Source organism: Gammaproteobacteria bacterium, assembly GCA_029882975.1.
In the GTDB taxonomy this organism is placed as follows: Bacteria; Pseudomonadota; Gammaproteobacteria; order SZUA-152; family SZUA-152; genus JAJDNG01.
The window spans coordinates 31,044-51,485 of record JAOUJW010000019.1 but is presented as its reverse complement, the minus strand read 5'-3'; the positions used below and the strand labels follow the sequence as shown (position 1 = coordinate 51,485).

General features: G+C 46.2%; 17 protein-coding genes. 10 read left to right on the top strand and 7 right to left on the bottom strand.

Features of this window, described 5'->3' with window-relative positions; genetic code table 11:
* Nucleotides 1-141 precede the first annotated feature (141 nt).
* The 10 genes from OEY58_14275 to OEY58_14230 all read left to right on the top strand — a co-directional run bounded on the left by OEY58_14275 (nucleotide 142) and on the right by OEY58_14230 (nucleotide 12,793).
* On the top strand, nucleotides 142-2,934 hold the full coding sequence (locus OEY58_14275; GenBank protein ID MDH5326618.1) for an efflux RND transporter periplasmic adaptor subunit: 2,793 nt from the start codon (nucleotides 142-144) through the stop codon (nucleotides 2,932-2,934).
* Between the two features lie 5 nt (nucleotides 2,935-2,939).
* A complete protein-coding gene (locus OEY58_14270; protein MDH5326617.1) occupies nucleotides 2,940-3,611 on the top strand; it encodes an ABC transporter ATP-binding protein in 672 nt (223 codons plus the stop codon).
* A complete protein-coding gene (locus tag OEY58_14265) occupies nucleotides 3,612-4,850 on the top strand; it encodes an ABC transporter permease (GenBank protein ID MDH5326616.1) in 1,239 nt (412 codons plus the stop codon).
* Nucleotides 4,851-5,084: 234 nt separating this feature from the next.
* The gene (locus OEY58_14260) at nucleotides 5,085-6,188 is read left to right on the top strand and encodes a radical SAM protein (protein ID MDH5326615.1); all 1,104 of its coding nucleotides are present in this window, start codon (nucleotides 5,085-5,087) and stop codon (nucleotides 6,186-6,188) included.
* Between the two features lie 13 nt (nucleotides 6,189-6,201).
* Nucleotides 6,202-7,224: an SDR family oxidoreductase gene (locus OEY58_14255; protein MDH5326614.1), complete on the top strand. Its 1,023-nt coding sequence runs from the start codon at nucleotides 6,202-6,204 to the stop codon at nucleotides 7,222-7,224.
* Entirely contained in the window at nucleotides 7,193-7,804 is a 612-nt protein-coding gene (locus tag OEY58_14250; protein ID MDH5326613.1) for an SIS domain-containing protein, read from the top strand. The genes OEY58_14255 and OEY58_14250 overlap by 32 nt, the downstream gene beginning before the upstream one ends.
* Nucleotides 7,801-9,324, top strand: a complete 1,524-nt coding sequence (locus OEY58_14245; GenBank protein ID MDH5326612.1) for a PfkB family carbohydrate kinase — start codon at nucleotides 7,801-7,803, stop codon at nucleotides 9,322-9,324. The genes OEY58_14250 and OEY58_14245 overlap by 4 nt, the downstream gene beginning before the upstream one ends.
* Before the next feature lie 7 nt (nucleotides 9,325-9,331).
* Entirely contained in the window at nucleotides 9,332-10,294 is a 963-nt protein-coding gene (locus OEY58_14240) for a thiamine pyrophosphate-dependent dehydrogenase E1 component subunit alpha (protein MDH5326611.1), read from the top strand.
* A complete protein-coding gene (locus OEY58_14235; protein ID MDH5326610.1) occupies nucleotides 10,291-11,364 on the top strand; it encodes an alpha-ketoacid dehydrogenase subunit beta in 1,074 nt (357 codons plus the stop codon). Before OEY58_14240 ends, OEY58_14235 begins: the two co-directional genes overlap by 4 nt.
* A gap of 31 nt (nucleotides 11,365-11,395) precedes the next feature.
* Nucleotides 11,396-12,793: a radical SAM protein gene (locus OEY58_14230; protein ID MDH5326609.1), complete on the top strand. Its 1,398-nt coding sequence runs from the start codon at nucleotides 11,396-11,398 to the stop codon at nucleotides 12,791-12,793.
* 15 nt (nucleotides 12,794-12,808) lie between these two features.
* Here OEY58_14230 and OEY58_14225 read toward each other — a convergent pair whose 3' ends face one another.
* From OEY58_14225 to OEY58_14195, 7 genes are read right to left on the bottom strand one after another with little or no spacing between them, the layout of a single operon-like run.
* Complete coding sequence (locus OEY58_14225; GenBank protein MDH5326608.1) at nucleotides 12,809-14,647, bottom strand: hypothetical protein; 1,839 nt, start codon at nucleotides 14,645-14,647, stop codon at nucleotides 12,809-12,811.
* Complete coding sequence (locus OEY58_14220; protein ID MDH5326607.1) at nucleotides 14,628-15,341, bottom strand: acylneuraminate cytidylyltransferase family protein; 714 nt, start codon at nucleotides 15,339-15,341, stop codon at nucleotides 14,628-14,630. Before OEY58_14220 ends, OEY58_14225 begins: the two co-directional genes overlap by 20 nt.
* Complete coding sequence (locus OEY58_14215; GenBank protein MDH5326606.1) at nucleotides 15,338-16,390, bottom strand: nucleotidyltransferase family protein; 1,053 nt, start codon at nucleotides 16,388-16,390, stop codon at nucleotides 15,338-15,340. The genes OEY58_14220 and OEY58_14215 overlap by 4 nt, the downstream gene beginning before the upstream one ends.
* Nucleotides 16,384-17,031 carry an acetyltransferase gene (locus OEY58_14210; GenBank protein MDH5326605.1) on the bottom strand — a complete coding sequence of 216 codons (648 nt, stop codon included), beginning with the start codon at nucleotides 17,029-17,031 and terminating at the stop codon, nucleotides 16,384-16,386. Before OEY58_14210 ends, OEY58_14215 begins: the two co-directional genes overlap by 7 nt.
* Nucleotides 17,028-18,101 (bottom strand): N-acetylneuraminate synthase, encoded by a 1,074-nt coding sequence (gene neuB / locus OEY58_14205; GenBank protein MDH5326604.1) that lies wholly within the window; start codon nucleotides 18,099-18,101, stop codon nucleotides 17,028-17,030. The genes OEY58_14210 and neuB overlap by 4 nt, the downstream gene beginning before the upstream one ends.
* The gene (neuC, locus tag OEY58_14200; GenBank protein MDH5326603.1) at nucleotides 18,094-19,263 is read right to left on the bottom strand and encodes a UDP-N-acetylglucosamine 2-epimerase; all 1,170 of its coding nucleotides are present in this window, start codon (nucleotides 19,261-19,263) and stop codon (nucleotides 18,094-18,096) included. Before neuC ends, neuB begins: the two co-directional genes overlap by 8 nt.
* A complete protein-coding gene (locus OEY58_14195; protein ID MDH5326602.1) occupies nucleotides 19,253-20,437 on the bottom strand; it encodes a LegC family aminotransferase in 1,185 nt (394 codons plus the stop codon). Before OEY58_14195 ends, neuC begins: the two co-directional genes overlap by 11 nt.
* Nucleotides 20,438-20,442 lie beyond the last annotated feature (5 nt).

The following is a 20,442-nucleotide window of genomic DNA, read 5'->3' as shown; positions in this document are numbered from 1 at the left end:
TGGTATGTTACGTAGTGCGGCGGGGGCAGCATGATCATGTATAACTCAAAAGTGTATATAAAACTGGATCTTGCCTGCTTACCCATTTTGTGTAGTCTATTTCTTAAGTAGTACGTGGTTGTGAATACGGTATATCCTCCAATGACAGGCAGCGGTTCTAAAAGTGCGAAAAACCGGTCCAGAGAGATCGAAAAAAATTCAAACGCCGGTCCGGCTCATTTATGTTATGTAGATGACAGTCGTACCTCCGCTTATGTAGTTAAACGTCTATTACGTCCCTACGGTTACACGGTGGATCATTTTGATTCAGCCGAACCGGCACTCGTGGCGCTGGTAGAAGACCAATACGATTTATTGCTCACCGATCTCAAAGTCTCACCCGAAGGTATGGATGGAGATGATTTAGTGCGGGCGTTACGCAATAGCGGCCATAAGCATGTCAGCTCATTGCCGGTAATTGTGATCACAGGTGCAACCGATGAGCATGTGTTAAATAATGTGTATGCAGCCGGTGCTAACCAGATAATGAGTAAGCCGGTCAATGGTGACGAACTGGATGAGCACATACGCAACTTGGTGGAGTCATACCGAAACGGTGATGGGGATTTCTTCGTCGAGGCGGAAGAAGAACCAGAATTCAAACTAGAGACCAATAAGAAATCCGAGTCCACTGTAGTTCCTTTTGGCCACGATACGAAACACGAACCCGAAGCTGACGCGGAAAGTGTAGGTCGCAGAAACCTGAAAACCTCTGCAGCGGATGAAAGCGCTGAAGTGGAAACGCCACAACCGGTAAAACATGTGAAGCGGGCCAAACCCGTGACTCCCACGATTCGCTCAGATGCACCAGTGGCGAATAAAGAGCCATCAGCGCATAAAGAGCCATCAGCGCATAAAGAGCCATCAGCGCATAAAGAGCCATCAGCGCATAAAGAGCCATCAGCGTATAAAGAGCCATCAGCGCATACAGCGGTTGCCGCTCCCCAACAAGCTCAACCAAGCAAACCAACCGCGGCACCCGATACCCACGCGGCTAAATCATCAGAGCAACAATTAGCCGCTCGCGAACGTTTGTTGAAAGCAAAAGCCTTGGCCAAGAAGAAGCGTATGGCTGAAATTGCAGCGGCACGCCGCCAGGCGGAAGTGGAGCGTTTGGCATCGCAACAAACCCCGCAACAAACCCCGCAACAACAACCACCGCAACAAGGTCAGTCGCAACAAGGTCAGTCGCAACGTCAGTCGCAACGTCAGTCGCAACAACGGCAGCCGCAACAGCAAGTTCCTGCTGCATCTGAACCATTAACATTGGAACCGTTGGATAATAGTTCTTATCATGTCTTTGCCCCAACATTGGATCAGCAAGTCACGCCAGAGTCCTTGGCCGCTCGCTCTACCAATGCGGATCAGCCAATAGATTATCAACCCGTGCGCAGACGTCCAGCACAGCGATCGCAACAGGCTCAGGTACCACCTCAACAAGCTCAGGAACCGCCGCAGCAGGCTCAGGTACCACCTCAACAAGCTCAAGTACCACCTCAACAAGCTCAAGTACCGCCGCAGCAGGCTCAGGTACCACCTCAACAGGCTCAAGTACCGCCGCAGCAGGCTCAGGTACCACCTCAACAAGCTCAAGTACCGCCGCAGCAAGAACAAGTTCCACCACAGGAGCCTGTACAACCATCTGCCGAATCGGCTGCTCACTCGGAAAAGCCGAATCGCCCGTCGGGAGGTTTTCAATCTGATCTTGAAGCCGCTTCCAACATTTTGCAAGAAATGGAACGTTACCCGTTGGTTGAGGCCGATTTTGGCAACACTTATTCACCGTCACGGTTTGTTTCCGTCGTCGGCTCAGTGATGGAACTGTACGGTCCGCGTAAACTGTTTACGTTTGCAGTTGTAGGCATTGCCTTATTTTTCTTGTATTCCATTTGGAGTGAATATTTTGATGAGGGCAAGCCGGTACAATATATCGTTGCCGAGCAGGGTGAAATTTTTCAATCCATAAATGTTCCCGGTAAAGTGGTGAGCAAACTGAGAACCAATATTACACCTTCTATAGCCGGGCGCTTAACACAAATAAAAGTGGAAGAAGGTGATAAAGTAAAAACCGGTGATTTGTTAGCATTGCTGGATGATCGCGAAGCGAAGAGTTATTTGAAGCGGGCCATGGCTACCCATGAAAGCGCTAAAGAAGACGTGCTCCTGGCGGAACGAGCTCTTAAACGTCTAAATCAAGCTTTCAGTAAGGGAGCTGTAGCGAAGCAATTAGTAGAAGAGGCGGAAGTTGAATTACGTTCTGCAAAAGCTCGTGAAAGTATCGCCGCCGAAGAGGTTCGGACTGCTAAGCTGAGCCTGGAGAACCCCAGGATATTGGCACCGTTCGCCGGCACCATCACGTCGCGTTTTGTTGAGGTTGGGCAGTGGGTAGTACCGTCTGAGACTTTATTTACACTGATTGATGAAAGGCAAAAGGAAATCGAGGTTGAAGTGGCGACTGCGGATAGCAGTGGTATTGCCGTGGGTCAAACCGTGGGTCTGTCTTCCGAAGCATTTCCAGGTTTGCAATGGTCCGAATCCGTTACACGCCTGGCTGCAGCCGCTAACAATAAAAACAAAGCGAATACAGTCAGTGTGTACATTAGTTTGGGTAATAGTGCGCCCGCGTTGCGCTTTGGACAGCAGGTAGACGCGGATATACGTACTGCCTGGAATCCCAATGCTATTAAGTTACCGTTTGCCGCGGTTTTGAATCGTGGTGGACGATCCTATGTGGCTTTGGCAGAGCAAGGGAAAGTTCGTTATGCCGAAGTGGTAACAGGTATTGAAGATTTTACACATGTGGAAATTCAACAGGGAATCAGTATCGGCCAAACTGTGATTATCACCAACGGTGCGGACTTACAAGACGGTGAGCGCGTCCATCTGGCTCGATAAAATTTATGATTCAACTTCAAGATGTAAGTAAAACTTACTATCTTGGCAACGTGCCGGTGCCTGTGCTCCGGCATGTTTCGTTACACGTGCCGCAAGGTCAATTTGTCGCTATTATGGGACCATCCGGTTCCGGTAAAACAACGCTTTTAAATATCATTGGTTGTTTGGACAGCGTGGATACGGGCAAATATCTATTTGCCAGGCGTCCGGTGGGACTGGCTTCGGAGGCGGAACTGGCGTCCATTCGCAATCGTCATATCGGATTTGTATTTCAATCGTTCAATCTCATCCCCAGAATTTCCGCATTGCGAAATGTGGAACTACCCATGGTATATGCGGGTGTATCGGTGGATTTGAGGAAACATCGAGCGTTGGCTGCTTTGGATATAGTGGGCTTACGAAGTCGAGCCGATCATTCTGCTGCACAGATGTCCGGGGGGCAGCAACAAAGAGTGGCTATTGCCAGAGCCTTGGTTAACAGTCCCGATTTAATAATTGCGGATGAACCTACCGGCGCGTTGGATTCAAATACCAGTCATGAAATCATGCAGATTTTTACCCAATTGAATCAAAGCGGTAAAACCATCGTCATGGTGACTCATGAGCACGAAGTGGCAGCTTATGCCAGTCGAATTGTACAGGTAAAGGATGGTAAATTGCTGGAGCAAAAGACTTAGATGCAGTTATACATTATCTATGATGCTTCAGTACAAGCGCTACATTCCATCGCAGAGAATCGTTTGCGAGCCATGTTAAGTGTGCTAGGTATTGCTTTGGGTATCGCTGCGGTTATGGCGGTAGGCACAGCCAGTGAAGCTATTAAGAAATACGTATTTTCAGAGTTGGAAACCTACGGTCTAAAATCTATTTGGATTTACCGGAAATGGGAAAACGAAAACCCCAATCGGTCTGTAAGGCAGGGTAGCGGTATTTCCAACGAGGATTTTGGCAATATTCAGAAAGGCTGTTGTCCGGCCATTGCTCGTGCAACACCTTCCGTATTCGTCAACGAGACGACCAGTGTCAGCGCTGGTAGTTCCTTTTTTGATGCAGTTATCGAGGGAATAGGGGTGGAATACCTCGGTATAAACAACGATCGGCTAATGTCCGGTAGAAATTTCCGTTCCGATGAAGTTTCGAGGCGCAAAAATGTAGCCATAATTGCCCCCAAGGTGGCAGAGGGACTGTTCGGTCGCAGTGGCCGTTACTTGGGTAGAAGCTTTAGATTATTCGACCAAAAATTTACGGTGATTGGATTGTTGGATAACAAGAATCGGGATCTGCTGGCCAACCTGGGAGTGGATACTTACGACGTTAACGGCCGCATTTTGGTTCCCTACACTGTCTATCAAACATATTTAGGTTCCAAGGATATACACACTTTGCAGGCAGAAGCGGTTTCCATGGCCAAAACCCGGGATGCGGTGGATCAATTGGAGGGTTTGTTAAATCGCTCGCATTCAAGCAAGTTTGAGTATGTGAAAGAAACCATGGAGGAGTGGATTCAGCAAGCGGAATATTGGCGTTACTCCATCACTGCAGGCGGATTGGGCGCCGCCTTTATCATTTTGCTTGTTGGTGGAATGGGGGTCATGAACATTATGAGTACATCGGTCATTGAGCGTACCCGCGAGATAGGGATCCGAAAAGCGATGGGGGCGCAGTATTCCGATATATTAGCTCAGTTCTTATTGGAATCCGTGTATGTCACCAGTGTGGGGGGGGTGATCGGTTTGCTTTTGGGGGTAGGGGTAATTTACGCAACCGGCTTGTTTATCGGCTACCCCATTCATCCTTCCTGGTATATGGCGCTTGTCGCACTCTTGGTCTCCATGCTGGTGGGAATAGTGTCCGGCTATTATCCGGCGCATCGTGCCGCGACGATGAAACCGGTAGACGCGCTGCGATATGAATAATCACAATTTTTCCGACAATATCGCTTCATAAAGTACTTGTGTTATCTACTGTATCTTATTGATCAGATAATGATTGATAAGGTTTGTCTCAAACTCGTTTCTTCCTTATTGTAACTTTTCCCTGGCACATTAATTGCTCAACTTCTATTTATCGATGTAGCCGGCCGGCGGTAATCCGTTGGTACAGCCACGGAACTCATCGGTTCATCAAGGACGATAACACGGAAGGACACCATGGCCGATCAATTTGCCATAGACGGGCATAAACTGATGTATCACCCCAGAAACGTAAGCCAGTGGTTAGATGGAAGACATGACTGGGACACGGCAAAGAACGTATATCCCATTTATGTGGAGATATCGCCGGTAGGTGCATGCAACCATCGTTGTACATTTTGCGCAGTGGATTACATTGGATATAGGCCCGTTCGTTTAGATACCAACATTCTGGAACAGCGAATATCTGAAATGGGTCGATTGGGAATTAAAAGCATTATGTTTGCCGGCGAGGGAGAACCAATGCTGCATAAAGATATTTCCCAACATGTTCTATTCTGCAAAGAAAGTGGTATCGACGTTTCCTTTACCACCAATGCAACAGTAGTACGCGACGAATTCATACATAATGCATTAGCTCACACGCAGTGGATTAAAGTATCAATCAATGCAGGCACGGCCAAAACATATGCGAGCATCCATAGAACAAAGGACCAAGATTTTTATAAGGCGCTGGAAAATTTGCGTAATATGGTGGCCTATCGTAATGAAAACAATTTGAATTGTACTATAGGAGCACAAATCCTGTTGTTGCCGGAAAATGTCAATGAAGTGGAAACATTGGCAAAACTTTGCCGGGACGACATTGGATTGGACTATTTAGTTGTAAAACCCTATTCACAACATCGTTTCAGTGAAACCACGATTTACGAAAACATTGATTATCGCTTGTTTGAAAACAAAGCGGCCATATGGGGTGAATTGAGCAGTGACAAGTTTAAGTTGGTATATCGAGGTAATGCCATTAGCAAGTACATTGAGTATAAGCAGCCTTCATATCAAAGTTGCCACGCCACACCGTTTTTTTGGGCTTACGTTATGGCCGATGGATCAGTCTATGGTTGTAGTGCATATTTAAAGGATACTCGATTTTGTTACGGCAACATAAACGACTTAACTTTTAAGAAAGTATGGCATAGCGATGCCAGGAAGAACAATTTTCACTTTATCAATAATGAACTGGATATTAAGGATTGTAGGAAAAATTGCCGCATGGACGAGGTCAACAGATATTTGGAAAGTGTGTCCGAACAAAACATTCAGCATGTAAATTTTATATAGGCAGGTTAATTTTATGCGAGTACTCGTTACCGGCGGCGCAGGATTTATAGGAAGTCATGTTTGCGATCTGCTAATTGAAAACGGTTATCAGGTAAAAGTGGTTGATAACATGGAAGGCGGCAGAATGGAAAACCTCAACCAAGTGGAAGGCCATCCAAATTTTAAGTTCGTAGAAGCGGATATTAGAAATTTTTCCCAAATTGAACCTCATTTTGCCAATATTGATTGGGTAATCCATTTGGCAGGTATCGCGGATATTGTGCCCTCGATAGAAAATCCGGGAGCCTATTTTTCTACTAATCTTCAGGGAACCATGAATGTTCTGGAATGTTCCCGTAAGCATGCAATAAAGCGGTTTGTCTATGCAGCCTCATCATCCTGCTATGGCATACCTGATCAGTATCCAACCCCGGAAATAGCCGCTGTTAGACCACAGTATCCTTACGCAATGAGTAAATATATGGGCGAACAGTTGGTGGTGCATTGGAATGCTATTTATCAACTTCCCTGTGTTTCATTACGCCTATTTAATGTTTACGGTCCCAGGGTGAGAACCAATGGAGCATACGGCGCTGTTTTTGGTGTATTCCTGGCACAAAAAGCAAATAACAAACCCTATACGGTGGTTGGTAACGGTCAACAAACTCGTGATTTTACCTATGTGACTGACGTTGCCGGCGCGTTCTTGCGCGCAGCGGAGTCTAAGCTCGATGGAGAGATAATGAATGTGGGTAGTGGAAACCACTACAGCATAAATCGTCTGGTAGAACATTTAGGCGGTGACGTTGTGTATGTTCCCAAAAGGCCTGGGGAACCTGATTGCACTTTTGCGGACGTGCGAAAAATAACGACATTATTGGGCTGGAGTCCTAAGGTCGATTTCGAGACGGGAATCGGCAATATGGTGGAAAACCTAAAACAGTGGCAATCCGCGCCTTTGTGGGATCCGGATTCTATTCAACAGGCGACGCAAACCTGGTTTAAATACATGGAAAGAAAAGATCATGAAAATAACTTCGCTGAACGGACAATGTGAACGGTTTTGCAATCTGGTAAAAACGGGGCAGTTTACCGGTAGGGAAGACTTGAGTTTCACCCAAGACCGTGCCAATAAGGAAATATTGGAGAACTTACACAAAGTAAAAGAACAGGATGGATGTGTGTTTATTGTGGGTAATGGAGGAAGTGCTTCCATTGCAAGTCACATCTGTACTGATTTTATCAATGTGGGTTCCATTCGATCTACGGTATTGCATGAATCCTGTTCCGTGACCTGTTTCGCCAACGACTACGGTTATGAAAACGTATTCTCAATGCAGTTGCACAAAATAGCCAAACCTAAAGATATGCTCATTGCCATCAGCAGTTCAGGACAATCTCAAAATATTGTAAATGCGGCGATGGTGATGCGGGGTGTGGGTGGCAAGATTGTTACCTTAAGCGGTTTCTCTGCGCAAAACCCGCTTAGGCAGCTGGGTGATGTTAACTATTGGGTCAACTCTTCTGACTACGGGATGGTGGAAATTGCCCACATGTTTTTGTTGCACCATTTGTCGGATCAAATTGCAGCCGGTCGAATGGCCTTGCACGATAAAGTACTGGTATCGAGTGTATGAAAACGGAGACAAAAATATTTTCTCTGCTTGAGTTGGGTAGCATCGCTAACGGCTTGCGGCAAGAAGGAAAAAATATTGTTTTATGTCACGGTACATTTGATTTGCTACACATTGGTCATATCCGCCACATTGAGTCCGCTGCAAAAGAAGGGGACGTGCTTTTTGTCACCATTACTGCAGACGATTTTATTATCAAGGGACCGGGGCGACCTGTCTTCAACGAACAGCTACGGAGTGAACACTTGGCCGCATTGTCTGCGGTGAGTGGCGTAGCCGTTGTCCACCATGCGAGTGGTTTACCCGCGATTCAAGCAATTCAACCCCATGTCTATGTAAAAGGTGGTGACTATAAAACCGAGGATGATCTAACGGGGAATATTCTAAGAGAAAAACAGGCGGTAGAGGCGAACGGCGGGAGAATCGTATTTACCGATGAAATAACCTACAGTTCCAGCAAGTTGATCAATGACTATTTTGACGTTTTCTTACCTGAGACTAAATCCTACTTGGAAAAAATAAAGCAACACATCAGGTCGGATGATGTGATCGGTTGTGTTCAGTCACTCTATAATTTGAAAGTCCTGGTTATTGGCGATGCCATTGTTGACGAGTATTGTTATGCTGATACTCTAGGACAAACCGGAAAATATAACGTTTTGTCAGTGAAGTATAAAGATCGGGAACTGTTTGCCGGAGGTGCTATAGCAGTCGCAAATCATGTCGCCGGAGTGGTAGACGAGGTCACTCTTTTCAGCGGTCTCGGTGACTACAACAGTCATGAAAACTTCATTCGCTCCAAACTAAAACCAAACATTCACCCGGAGTTCATCTACTTTGAAAAAAGTCCTACATTGGTAAAACGTCGTTATGTAGACGCTGATATGGCTAAGCTGTTTGAAGTATATGAATACAATGACCACCCTTTAGACGGTGAAAAAGAACGCAACGCCTGTTGTTGGCTTAACGAAAACATAGAAAACTTCGATTTGGTGCTGGTTTCGGATTTTGGCAATGGATTTATAACGGACGCAATGGTTAACGTTATCTGCAACAAGGCGAAGACCTTAGCAGTCAATACGCAGCTTAACAGCGGTAACAGAGGCTACCACGTGATTAATCGATATTCAAGAGCAGATTTTGTATCGCTCAACGAGCCGGAAATCCGTATGGCGGCGCACGATAAGTCCGGTCGTTTGGAAGACATAATGGTACAAACGGCAGCTAAGTTACGGGCGCGACATGTGGCTGTCACCAAGGGGAGAAAAGGCATTCAGTGGTACGACTCTAACAAAAATCAGTTTCATAGCGCGGCGGCTTTGTCCACAAAGGTGGTAGACAGGATCGGCGCCGGGGATGCATTTTTATCATACGCTGGAGTCAGCGTGGCCGGGGGCTTGGACACACCTATATGTTCTTTCGTTGGTGCAGCTGCTGCCGCACTGGATGTACAAATTGTCTGCAATCGGGATTCTGTTGATCCTGTGGCGTTGTACAAATACGTTACTACCTTACTGAAGTAGGCTCAGCATGAATGACATATTACTCGAATTGTATATGGATATGTTACGAATTCGCCGCGTGGAAGAGGCATTGGCCGATAAATATCAGGAGCAGGAAATGCGTTGTCCCATGCATTTGTGCATAGGGCAGGAGGCTGTCGCAGTGGGTGTCAGTCGTCATCTTAGCACCACCGATGCGGTTTTCAGCAATCACCGGGCTCACGGCCACTATCTAGCCAAAGGCGGTGATTTGAATCGGATGATTGCAGAACTCTACGGCCGTGTCAGTGGCTGTTGCGGTGGCCGTGGCGGTTCGATGCATCTAATCGATAAAGGTGCGGGTTTCCTGGGGTCAACTCCTATTGTTGGAGGGACAGTGCCCGTAGCTGTGGGGAATGCCTGGGCCGCAAGCTTGCGTGGAGAGTCCTCAGTAACGGTCGTGTATTTTGGAGACGGTTGTTTTGAAGAAGGCGTTGTGCACGAATCCATGAACTTTGCGGTTTTACATCAGTTACCGGTCATCTTTGTGTGCGAAAATAATAACTATGCAGTTTACAGTCCGTTGAGTCAGCGCCAACCTGAACGACCCATTTACTACATGGCGGAGTCTTATGGTATGGCCTCCTATGAGGGCGATGGAAATAACGTTCTTTCTGTACAGGAGCTTGCCTCAGAAGCCATTAACAAAGCGAGAAATCGTCAGGGTCCCCAGTTTCTGGAATTTAAGACGCATCGCTGGCGTGAGCATTGTGGACCTTACTACGATGATGATTTGGGCTACCGTGCAGAGGGGGAACTGGACTACTGGTTGGATCGTTGCCCTATAAAGTTAGCAAGAAGTGTTTTGCAGCAGGATAATGTACTAAATAAGGCGAGAGATCAGGAACTGGAAGATAGCATAAGTATGGAAATTGAACAGGCGTTTGAATTTGCCAAAACCAGTTCTATTCCGACTATGGACAATCTGCAGGCATCGGTTTACGCAGCATGAGCAGCCGTATACTGAGTCAGGCAGAAGCCATCCGCGAGGCCTTGGTGGTTACTATGCAGGAAGATTCTTCGGTCATCGTATTAGGCGAAGGGGTGCCGGATCCGCGGGGCATCTTCGGGACTACGCTGGGACTAAAAGATCAATTTGGACCGGATCGGGTATTCGATTCACCGTTGTCAGAAAATGGGGTCACCGGTGTTTGTATCGGTGCGGCATTAGCCGGCTTTAAACCAGTATTGGTACATCAACGCATAGAGTTTGCTTTGTTATCTATGGATCAGTTGATTAACAACGCCGCGAAGTGGAATTATATGTTCAACGGTGAAAATACGGTTCCTATGGTGGTGCGAATGATTATCGGTCGGGGGTGGGGGCAGGGACCGCAACATTCCCAAAGCTTGCAAACCTTATTTGCTCATATACCCGGATTAAAGGTGGTCATGCCCGTCAGTGCCTATGATGCGAAGGGTATGTTGATCAGCGCCATTCAGGACAATAACCCGGTCATATTTATTGAGCATCGATGGCTGCACTCTACCACAGGCGAGGTTCCGGAGGGCCTGTATACCGTTCCCTTGGATCAAGCAAAAATCGTACGGCAGGGGGAGCATATTACTGTTGCTGCGTTTTCCTACATGGTATTGGAGGCTTTAGCTGCAGCCTCTGAATTGAAAAAATTAGGTATAGAAGTGGAGGTTGTTGATATGCGTTCGGTTCGGCCTATGGACATTGGGCCGGTATGTGAATCCATAAAAAGAACCGGAAAATTGATTGTAGCCGACACCGGGCATACGACCAACGGTATTGCATCGGAACTTATCGCTCAGGTATGTGAATCCAGTTTCCTGTACTTGTCACACACACCGGTTAGAATTGCATCTCCGGACTACCCCGTACCTACGTCTCATTTTATTGCCAACGATTACTACCCTGAAGCCGCTGATATCGCTGTCGCTTGTCTTAAGGTGTTGGGTAAAGATGAGCCGGGGAATATCGAACATTTGGAAAATACGCTCTACCGCGAAGCGGCACGCGATGTGCCCAATGTACAATTTAGAGGGCCGTTTTAACGGATACCGGAAACACTCCAAGGATATGGACATGCAACATTCGAAAAAAAATCGATTTGGTAATGAAGTTACCACTGAAATACCTCAAAACGCTACTTTGGTACAGCGTCCCGGTCACAAGCTGCGAACGTCCAATACCATTGTGGATCGGTCTGTTCTACAGGGGCAGCAGAGTAGGCCGTCGCAACAGCAAGAGATCAGTAGTGCAGATCTTACCACTTTGGATGGACAGGTGGTTCAATATTTCAAATTCGAAGACCAAACGGGATTGGTACGACAGGAGCAAGACGAAACAAAGGAAGTACCGAATCAATTTACCGGTCCCAGTTTCCGCAATGAGAAACAACGGTTTCGTTTTGATGGTCACAAAATGTTGCATCATTTGGATCGGGTTTTAGCCTGGCAAAACGGTGAACGCATTGCTCCGATTCACATCGATATGGGATTGACTAAGTTTTGCAATACAGCTTGCCTGTATTGTTATGCAGTGGTGCAAAATATGACTAAGGGGCATATGATTCAACGGGACGCCTTACTGAACTATATAAGCGATTGTGCCCGGCTTGGGGTCCGTTCGATTGGATTCATTGGAGATGGGGAGCCCACTTTGAACCCGGCACTGTACGATGCCACTGTTTTGGCCGGTGAATACGGCGTGGATACCTCTATGGCAACCAATGGACTCTTATTGGATATGGATCGGGCACACGATTTATTAAAAAATATGTCCTGGATTCGTTTCAATTTGTCTGCGGGTACACCGGAGGGTTTTCGTCGAGTACACCAATCCGGTGAGAAAAACTTTCACGAGTTGATTCAGAAAATAAAGGAATTGGTTAGAATCAAAACAGAGTACGGCTATCAATGCACTCTAGGCTTGCAAATGGTATTGATTCCGGAATGCTATGATCAGGTTATTGCGGAAGCCAAGCTGGGACGTGAACTGGGTGTAGATTACTTTGTCATTAAGCACTGCTCAGATTCTGAATATAAGGAAATCGGAATAGACTACGCGGACTATGAGACCGTAGCAGACGTGTTACAAGAAGCCGAATCCTTTTCAACCGATGACTACGTTGTGCAAGTGAAGTGGAATAAAATAGGTGCTGCAGGCGAGACGGAATTGTATAAAAATGGATTCCGTAAGTACGATGTGTGTCTAGGCACTCCATTTTTACTGCAAATTTCCGGGAATGGAAAAATATATCCCTGCGGTCCATTTTTCAATAAAGAGCGTTTCTATATCGGTGATTTACACGATGGTTCTTTTTACGATTTGGTTAAGAGTGATCACTATTGGAACGTACACCAGGACTTATCTCAAAGTGTGGACGTTCACAAGGATTGCGCCATTGGTTGTCGCCAGGATTATGTCAATAAATTCTTGTGGGATCTGCACCACTCCCCTGAGCATAAGAATTTTATATAATAGTCACCATTGGCATTACTTTTCTTCTCCAATATGTTGCAGGATATCCTTTAAAAAGCTCTCGGCGAGACGTTGGTAGCTGAAATGCTCACCAATATGTGTTACCGGCTGTCCTGTTCCCTGAGAGAGCATGTTTCTCAGATCCTCTTTGTTTTTGAAAAACTGGAGTTCGTCTTCCCAATGAGGCTGATCCGAGCTGTGTCTGCAATCGTAGACAATGGGGATGCAGCCGCAGGCTGCCGCTTCCGCCAGTCTCTGCGAATTGAGTTCAAAGGGGTGAGTCACTAATGCATAACGGGCGCTTCGGTACACTTGGGCGACCGCTTGTCCGTGGGGGAGGTTTCCTTTGAGAAAGGGTTTAACTGTGTCGTCGTACTCCCATCCGGGTCCGTAAACTTCTACCGGAATAGGGGAGACCTCGCACAGCCAGTGCAATGTAAAGTCTCTTACTGCGTAATGTAAGAAGTGCCAAAAAAGCTCGTCATAAGATACTTTGAATTTGTGAGACAATCTGTTTAGAAGAAGATTATCAAATCGAGTTCCCTCATTCAAAAGCGTGGAAAATTCTGCGAGAATAGCTTCTTTATTATTTCTTTGCGCAACATGATGAATATAGGACGATCCGATAAAAACAATTTTGTTTTCTCGTTCAATCTTTTCGTGATCATTGGGGAAGTTTGCGTGAAAAATGCGGGAATCCACACAAAATGGTGCTCGCTTTACGTTCTGAGCACCATTTCTTAACAAATATTCATCCAGTGGCCGTACTGCGGAATATATGAGATCGTTTTTACGCCAGGGCAATTCCTGAGTATTTCGAATCTGAGTCATAGGATCCTGCCACCAGATGATATTCAGAGTATCCGGATGCAAAAAGGCATTTGCCAGTTGGTTGACCGTTATCACCACGTCGGGGTTGAAGTCCAGCATAGCGCGCAAATGATGACTGGTATCCAACTGCTCCATGTCATTTTCTTCAATACATAAGCAAACCTCATGTCCTAATTGTTGTAGCGCCTGGGCGAGGTTCTTCGAAGCATACTGCATTACGGTGGTAAGACGGGAAGCGGACAGAAAAAATCTAAGATTTTTAGGATTTCTCAATGGTGCAGACTTACCCATTGCGGCCAATAATTCCATGCTAACTTGATTGCGGTATTCACCGACCTGTTTAATTACTTCGGTGAAAATGTTTTTAATCTCTATTTTTTGTGACTCGCTGAAATCGTTGGCAAACATTATTAGTTGAGGCAGTCGTTTGCGTTCGTCAATAAATTGGTTGAGTATTTCGGCAAAAGGCACCGATACCAAATTGGGCGGCGCAGCATCAAAGGGGTCACCATCGTGGTAACATATTTGAAGACCGTCAATGTGCTGGTGAGTGGTGGCAACCCGGTTTCTTAGCAGCGAAGTATAGTAGGCAACGTTTCGATCGAAAAAGTAACAGTCCTTTATTTCAGGGTTTTTGCTGTGTTTGCTATGTATTTTTTCTCTGAATTCAATGACTTTTTGACTTAACAGATTGAACGTATTTATTTGCCGTTGCCGTTCTTCTTGGTGCAAGCTGTCGTCACCGTTGTAAAAGTATGTGGGTACCGGTAGATCATTAGCGGCGAAGAAATCCGCAAACCGATCCAAGGGAACATGAATAAGATTATCAGGTGCACTCTCATAACGTTCACCATCGTAGTAGCAAATCTGCGTACAGGATCTGCCATTTTCATAAACGGTATTTTTTTGCATGGCTGTTTCTCTGGCCCATTTACGGTCCAGAGTATAAAGATGGCAGTGACTGGCGTTTTCGAAACACTCCTGATCTTTGTTGGCAGGTGTCTTAGCGGGATGGTTGCTCATATTTGTGCCTTTGTTTTCGTTGCGACAACAAGAACCGGGCGTATTCCAAATCGCCCTTGTCATCAATATCCACCGAGTGTGAAGGATCCATCGTAAAAGCCACCGTATCAGAATGAATCAGTTTTCGGCTGCTCATAAGTAATTGTGAGTTAATCACGTAAATAGCACCATTGAGTGCAAATAGTGTTGGGAGTTTTTGTCGTGGGCTGCTGCTGATTTGGTCAACCGGGAACAAATGACTTTGTTCATCCAGGTAAAACATCCACTGTAAGGCTTTGTTGAGCCGCGAAACGGAAACACAACTGCTGGCCTTATTCCGGAACATGTGTTTTATAGCGGAATCGATATCTTCTGTGGTACGCAATGGACTTGTGGGTTGCAACAAAACTATATAGTCATAGCCGGGCACCTGTTCCAATGCGTGAATGAGGACGTCTATGCTACTGCTGTCATCACCGGACAAGTTTTCGGGGCGTCGGAACGGTACCTGACAACGTAATTGTTCTGCAACCGCAATAATGTCCTCCGCATCCGAAGATACGATAGTATGGTCTATGAGGTGCGAGTTCAAAGCGCTTTCAATGGTCCAGGCGATTAGTGGTTTACCGAGTAATGTGAGAATATTTTTGCCGGGTAATCCTTTTGACCCGCCTCTGGCAGGAATAACTGCTAAGATTCGCTTGTTGTCGATCATCCGAATTGCTCTATGTAGTCGCTGTGGGCTTGATGGAAATCCTCCATCCTGCCGACATCCATCCAATATTCACGCAGAGGAAAACTGCCCGCTTGATAACTCTCGGATATTAGATGATCGAATAATTGGGGCATATCGAAATAGGTGTTACGGGGTATTAATTGCAGCACTTCCGGATTGAGCAAATAAATTCCTGCGTTGACATTGTGATAGAAGACCGGCTTTTCCCGCAATTGCACTATTTTGTGTTGGTCCAGATCCACAACACCATACGGGATCTGATATCTGTATTCTCGAACGCACATGCTGGCATGGTTGTCTTGTTTTTTGTGAAAATCCAAAAACCGAACGAAATCCACTTTTGTTAACAAATCTCCATTCATCACAAAAAAGGGTAAATCCGGTCTCTCAGATAACAACGCTAAAGCACCCGCAGTTCCCAGTCGTTTGGATTCTTCCACATAGTCTATTTGTACACCCCATTTGTTTCCATCTCCGCAATATGCTTTGATTTTCTCCCCTTGATAATTGATGCATAGGGTAAATTGGTAAAAACCCTGCTGTGCAAAATTTTCAATTATCGTTTCTATGATAGGTCGGTCTCCAACGGTAAGTAACGGTTTGGGTTTGCTTTGTGTAAGGGGACGTAGACGTGTTCCGAGACCTCCGGCCATGAGCACCACACGGTTTTCCCGTTTAGGTTCCTGGGGTATCTCCAGTCGGGCCAGTGCTCTGATACAGCCGGACGCATCTAATAGGGGAAGGTGTTTTAATGAGTGACGTTGCATAGCGCGTTGCCAACTTAGCGGATCTTCGTCCACCAAACCGGTAACGGCATTGGGATTCATAAATAGGTGTACCGCTGTGTCCAGGTTTTCACCTTTGAGCAGGGCTCGACGTATATCTCCGTCCGTAATGGTACCTGTTAAATGGCAGGCGTCATCCACCACCAATGCGATTTGCATAGCGGTTTTATCAATAAGGGCCAGTACCTCGCGCATAGTAGCGTCAGGTCTAACGGCGATATTCTTCCATTCATGATTTAACATGATAAATCACGCTGCTTCCGTGCGGGTACACCCATTACCAGGGTTTTCGCTGTTACATTCCTAATGACTACAGAACCGGTTGCAATTAGTGCGCCATGACCCACAAAGAGTCCCTGGTTTAGAACCGCAGCTGCGCCAATATGAACTTGGTCTTCAACTTCACAGGAACCACATAAGGTCGCGGAACTTGCCACAAAACTGTGGTTACCTATGCGGCAGTGGTGTTCCACCACGGCTCTACTGTTTAGGACCACGTTGTCACCAATGTGGCACCCGGTGTTAACGATACAGCCGGATAAAGCTTGAAAACCTTCGCCCAGGTTTCTTAAGTGAGGGCTAATCACAGCACTGGGGTGAACGATATTTTGGAAATAGAAACCTTTAGACTTGTACAAATCGAACAGGGCTTTTCTTTTTCCCGTGTCACCAATGGAACCCACGCCATTGACTACCCGGTATTGCCTGACATCCAAGTCTAAAGCATTTGCGTCACCGTTTAGCCATACGCTTTGTTCAAACAAAGGGCCCTCGGGTTTTGTTGGGGAAACAACGGCGTATAAGCTGAATCCACATAATTGAATACATTCGGCTAACACCGATGCGTGTCCACCACTACCCAATAGAATCAAAGGAGGCGTCAAAACCGGATCTCCTCATTAATGGCGTAGTCCTTGCCGGCAGGTTTACCCAGTAATTCCCAAAAAGAAAAGGGGGATATACCGGATGGAGTCCGTTTACAAGTCAGGTTATGTTCTGTGAACAGTTCCCCTTGTTTGATGTCGCAGGCGGCTACGATATGTTTTCGTACCACTTTTTTGTTTTGTAACTCTACAGGATCTGGTTGTTTAACGCCATTACCCAGCATGCGTTCTACGCTTCGTATTCCTTTTACCAAAGCGCTGAATTCCGCAGGATTCAATGAAGCGCAATGATCGGGCCCGTTTTGGTTTTTATCTAAGGTGAAATGTTTTTCTATGACACATGCTCCCAATGACACTGCACTGGTCGATGCTAAAATACCTTCACTGTGATCAGACAAACCTACCGGTAACTCAAACTGTTGCGCCAGATCGCGCATGGCCAACAGATTGACAGAAGTTTCAGGGCAAGGGTACTCGGTGGTGCAATGCAATAGTACCACCTTGTTTCGTAGAATACTTAGATCCGGAGGTGTTGCCAGCAATTGTGTGTATGGCAGCGGATTTTCTGATTTTGGGCGAGAGTATCCATGAGCCAGGATGTTTAGGGCACAACGAATGTCGGCTACTGTACTCATACCGGTAGACAAAACTGTATTTTTCCCGCTTTGGGCAATCTGCAATAGCATAGGGCCATTGCTCAATTCTCCGGAACCGATTTTTATCGTATCCAACTGTAGTACATTGCAGAGGTAGTCCGCGCTATTATTGTCAAAAGGAGAACACATATACTGGATACCGATGTGTTCACAGTACTGTTTCACTTGTGCGTGTTGTTCAGAATGTAGGGCTAAGCGCTGCAGTAACTGCAGTTGAGATTGCTGTCCGGTATTACGTTGTTGATAATCTGCAGTGGGGGTACCATCCAATACCAAAGCTTCAGGGATAAATAACTGATACTTGACTGCGTCCGCGCCGGCATCCAATGCCGCCTGTGCCAATTCGAACGCGGTTTCCATTTCTCCGTTATGATTGACACCGGCTTCAGCAATAATAAAACAAGAGTTAGACACGGGTTACCTCGAAAAATGACTTCTGGACCAGTGAATCCAGTTTGAACCGATTCAAATCTTTCAAAACAGCCATAATGCGCGCTACGCTGTTTCCGTCTCCATAGGGGTTTTCCGCAACAATGGTTGCGCTTTTCAGTGCTGCCTTGACGCAGCTAATAATCGAATCTGTGTCTAACTCACAGTCTTGTACGCTGTCTGCCTTGAGTCGACCTTTTTGTCGGATACCAATATTGACAGTCGGAGTACCCAGACTGGGGGCTTCGTATAGACCGCTGGAGGAGTTACCTATAACGACATTGCAACATTGCAGTAAACTCAAATATTTCAACTGCCCTAATGACTCAAAGTAGTGAGCAAAAGAATGTTTGGCAACATAAGACCGAATTAGTTTATTCGCTGTATGGCCTTCGGTATCTGCATTAGCGCTGGTGAAAATCACAGTAGATTCTGGAAATTGATCCAATGCAGAAAACAACGTTTGGCACTGCTGTGAAATGGTACGTGTTTCCAAAGTAACGGGATGATAGCCCACCAGAAAGACCCGCTCTTGCATCGGTATGCTTAACACCTTCTGTAACTGTTGCTTGTCCAACAATTGCAATGACTTAATTAAGTCTATTCCCGGGCTACCTACGGTAAATACAGATTCAGGATTTTCGCCCATCTGGACAATACGCGATGTGGATTGGGTATTGGTGGTAAAGTGTAAATGGGACATTTTGGTGATTGCATGACGTATGGCGTCGTCGTAGGCACCTTCGGTGATATCGCCACCTGCAATATGAGCAACCGGTATTTTGTGAAACAATGCAGCCTGGACCCCCGCGAATATTTCGTAGCGGTCTCCCAACACGAGTACAAGGTCCGGTGTCAAGGATGCAAAAGCTACGGAGAATCCTTCAACGGCTTTTGCAACAGCACTACAGATCGCCTGGGGGCTGTCCGATTTGCTTAAGATAGGAATACGGTGGTCTATAGCAATTCCATCTTCTGAAAAACAAGTAACGGTGTCGCCATGGTTTTTACTTAAATGTGAGCCGGTAACGAGTAGTTGCAGTGTAAACTGCGGATCTTTTTGCAACGATTTGAGCAGGGAGAGCAGCAGGCCATAATCAGCGCGCGATCCGCTGATAGCGCATATTTTTAAATGCTCAGGTAGCATGATTCACCAAGTCTGCACTGCTGGGGAGGCAGATAAGCCGTTTAACAATGTCTTCTGAGAAACTGAGATCCATTTTTGGGCAGTGAGTGTACATTGGTAGCTGATGTAAAAGACGCCAGGCAGGTCGCACCATTATATTAGCATCGTGACAGGCCGCCAATATCTGGTCCAATAGTGAGGGGTCTTTAGCCTCTGTGTTGAGAGATTGATCCAATAGCAATACATTTAACCAATAGTTACTATGGCAGTTCTGCGGTTGCTCAAAAACAGTCACGTTACTGAATTCCAAGAATCGCTCTTTGTAGATCTGGGTCAATCGACGTTTTTGTAAAAGAAATTGGGGGAGTTGTTCCAATTGGGCTACGCCTAATGCAGCATTTATGTTTGGCATGCGGTAGTTGTATCCCACTTGGTCGTGGTTATATTCCCAACCATGGGGTAGCTTGGCGGTGGTGCTGATATGGCGTGCTTGTTCGGCCATACGTTCGCTATTCAGTAGTACGGCACCACCGCCGCCAGTGGTTATAATTTTATTTCCATTAAAGCTTAGAGCACCTGCCTGACCAAAAGTACCGGCGTGTTGGTTTTTATAGGTGCTACCCAGTGCTTCAGCTGCATCTTCGATAAGGGCTAGATTGTGATCCTGGCAAATTTGATGCAGCGCTTCCATGGAGGCGCAGTGTCCAAAAGCATGGACGACCATCAGGGCTTTGATGGGTCTACCTGTCTTTCTATTGATACAGTGTTGATTCTTGATGAAGGTAGTGTCCTGAAGATACCGTCTCAGAAGCTCCGGATCTACGCCTAAGGTTTCTTGACTGATCTCGACGAAATGCGGTATTGCGCGGCAGTAGGCAATGGCGTTAGCGCTTGCGACGAAGGTCAATGCCGGAAGCAAGACTTCGTCATTTTCTCCAATATTGTTCAAAAGTAAACTAATGTGTAAGGCCGCCGTTCCGTTGACAACAGCAATAGCGCGTCTGGATCCGGTATATTCCGCCAATTCCTTTTCGAAACGGTTGACATAGGCTCCCACGCTGGAAACCCAACCGGTTTCAATACAGTCGTTGACGTAGTCTTTTTCTTTGCCTAAGAATATCGGCTCGTGCAGGTTAAGCACGTCTTTGTCTCTTGCGAAAGACTTGAGAGTGGAAACAAAAGACTGAATATTCATGAAGG

Bases quoted from the DNA above. Each gene is read 5' to 3' on its own strand.
- OEY58_14265 (MDH5326616.1), top strand. From the start codon at position 3,612: ATGCAGTTATACATTATCTATGATGCTTCAGTACAAGCGCTACATTCC.
- OEY58_14270 (MDH5326617.1), top strand. From the start codon at position 2,940: ATGATTCAACTTCAAGATGTAAGTAAAACTTACTATCTTGGCAACGTG.
- OEY58_14215 (MDH5326606.1), bottom strand. From the start codon at position 16,390: ATGTTAAATCATGAATGGAAGAATATCGCCGTTAGACCTGACGCTACT.
- OEY58_14240 (MDH5326611.1), top strand. From the start codon at position 9,332: ATGAATGACATATTACTCGAATTGTATATGGATATGTTACGAATTCGC.
- OEY58_14260 (MDH5326615.1), top strand. From the start codon at position 5,085: ATGGCCGATCAATTTGCCATAGACGGGCATAAACTGATGTATCACCCC.
- neuC (MDH5326603.1), bottom strand. From the start codon at position 19,263: ATGCTACCTGAGCATTTAAAAATATGCGCTATCAGCGGATCGCGCGCT.
- OEY58_14255 (MDH5326614.1), top strand. From the start codon at position 6,202: ATGCGAGTACTCGTTACCGGCGGCGCAGGATTTATAGGAAGTCATGTT.
- OEY58_14245 (MDH5326612.1), top strand. From the start codon at position 7,801: ATGAAAACGGAGACAAAAATATTTTCTCTGCTTGAGTTGGGTAGCATC.
- OEY58_14230 (MDH5326609.1), top strand. From the start codon at position 11,396: ATGCAACATTCGAAAAAAAATCGATTTGGTAATGAAGTTACCACTGAA.
- OEY58_14250 (MDH5326613.1), top strand. From the start codon at position 7,193: ATGAAAATAACTTCGCTGAACGGACAATGTGAACGGTTTTGCAATCTG.
- OEY58_14225 (MDH5326608.1), bottom strand. From the start codon at position 14,647: ATGAGCAACCATCCCGCTAAGACACCTGCCAACAAAGATCAGGAGTGT.
- OEY58_14235 (MDH5326610.1), top strand. From the start codon at position 10,291: ATGAGCAGCCGTATACTGAGTCAGGCAGAAGCCATCCGCGAGGCCTTG.
- OEY58_14195 (MDH5326602.1), bottom strand. From the start codon at position 20,437: ATGAATATTCAGTCTTTTGTTTCCACTCTCAAGTCTTTCGCAAGAGAC.
- OEY58_14275 (MDH5326618.1), top strand. From the start codon at position 142: ATGACAGGCAGCGGTTCTAAAAGTGCGAAAAACCGGTCCAGAGAGATC.
- OEY58_14220 (MDH5326607.1), bottom strand. From the start codon at position 15,341: ATGATCGACAACAAGCGAATCTTAGCAGTTATTCCTGCCAGAGGCGGG.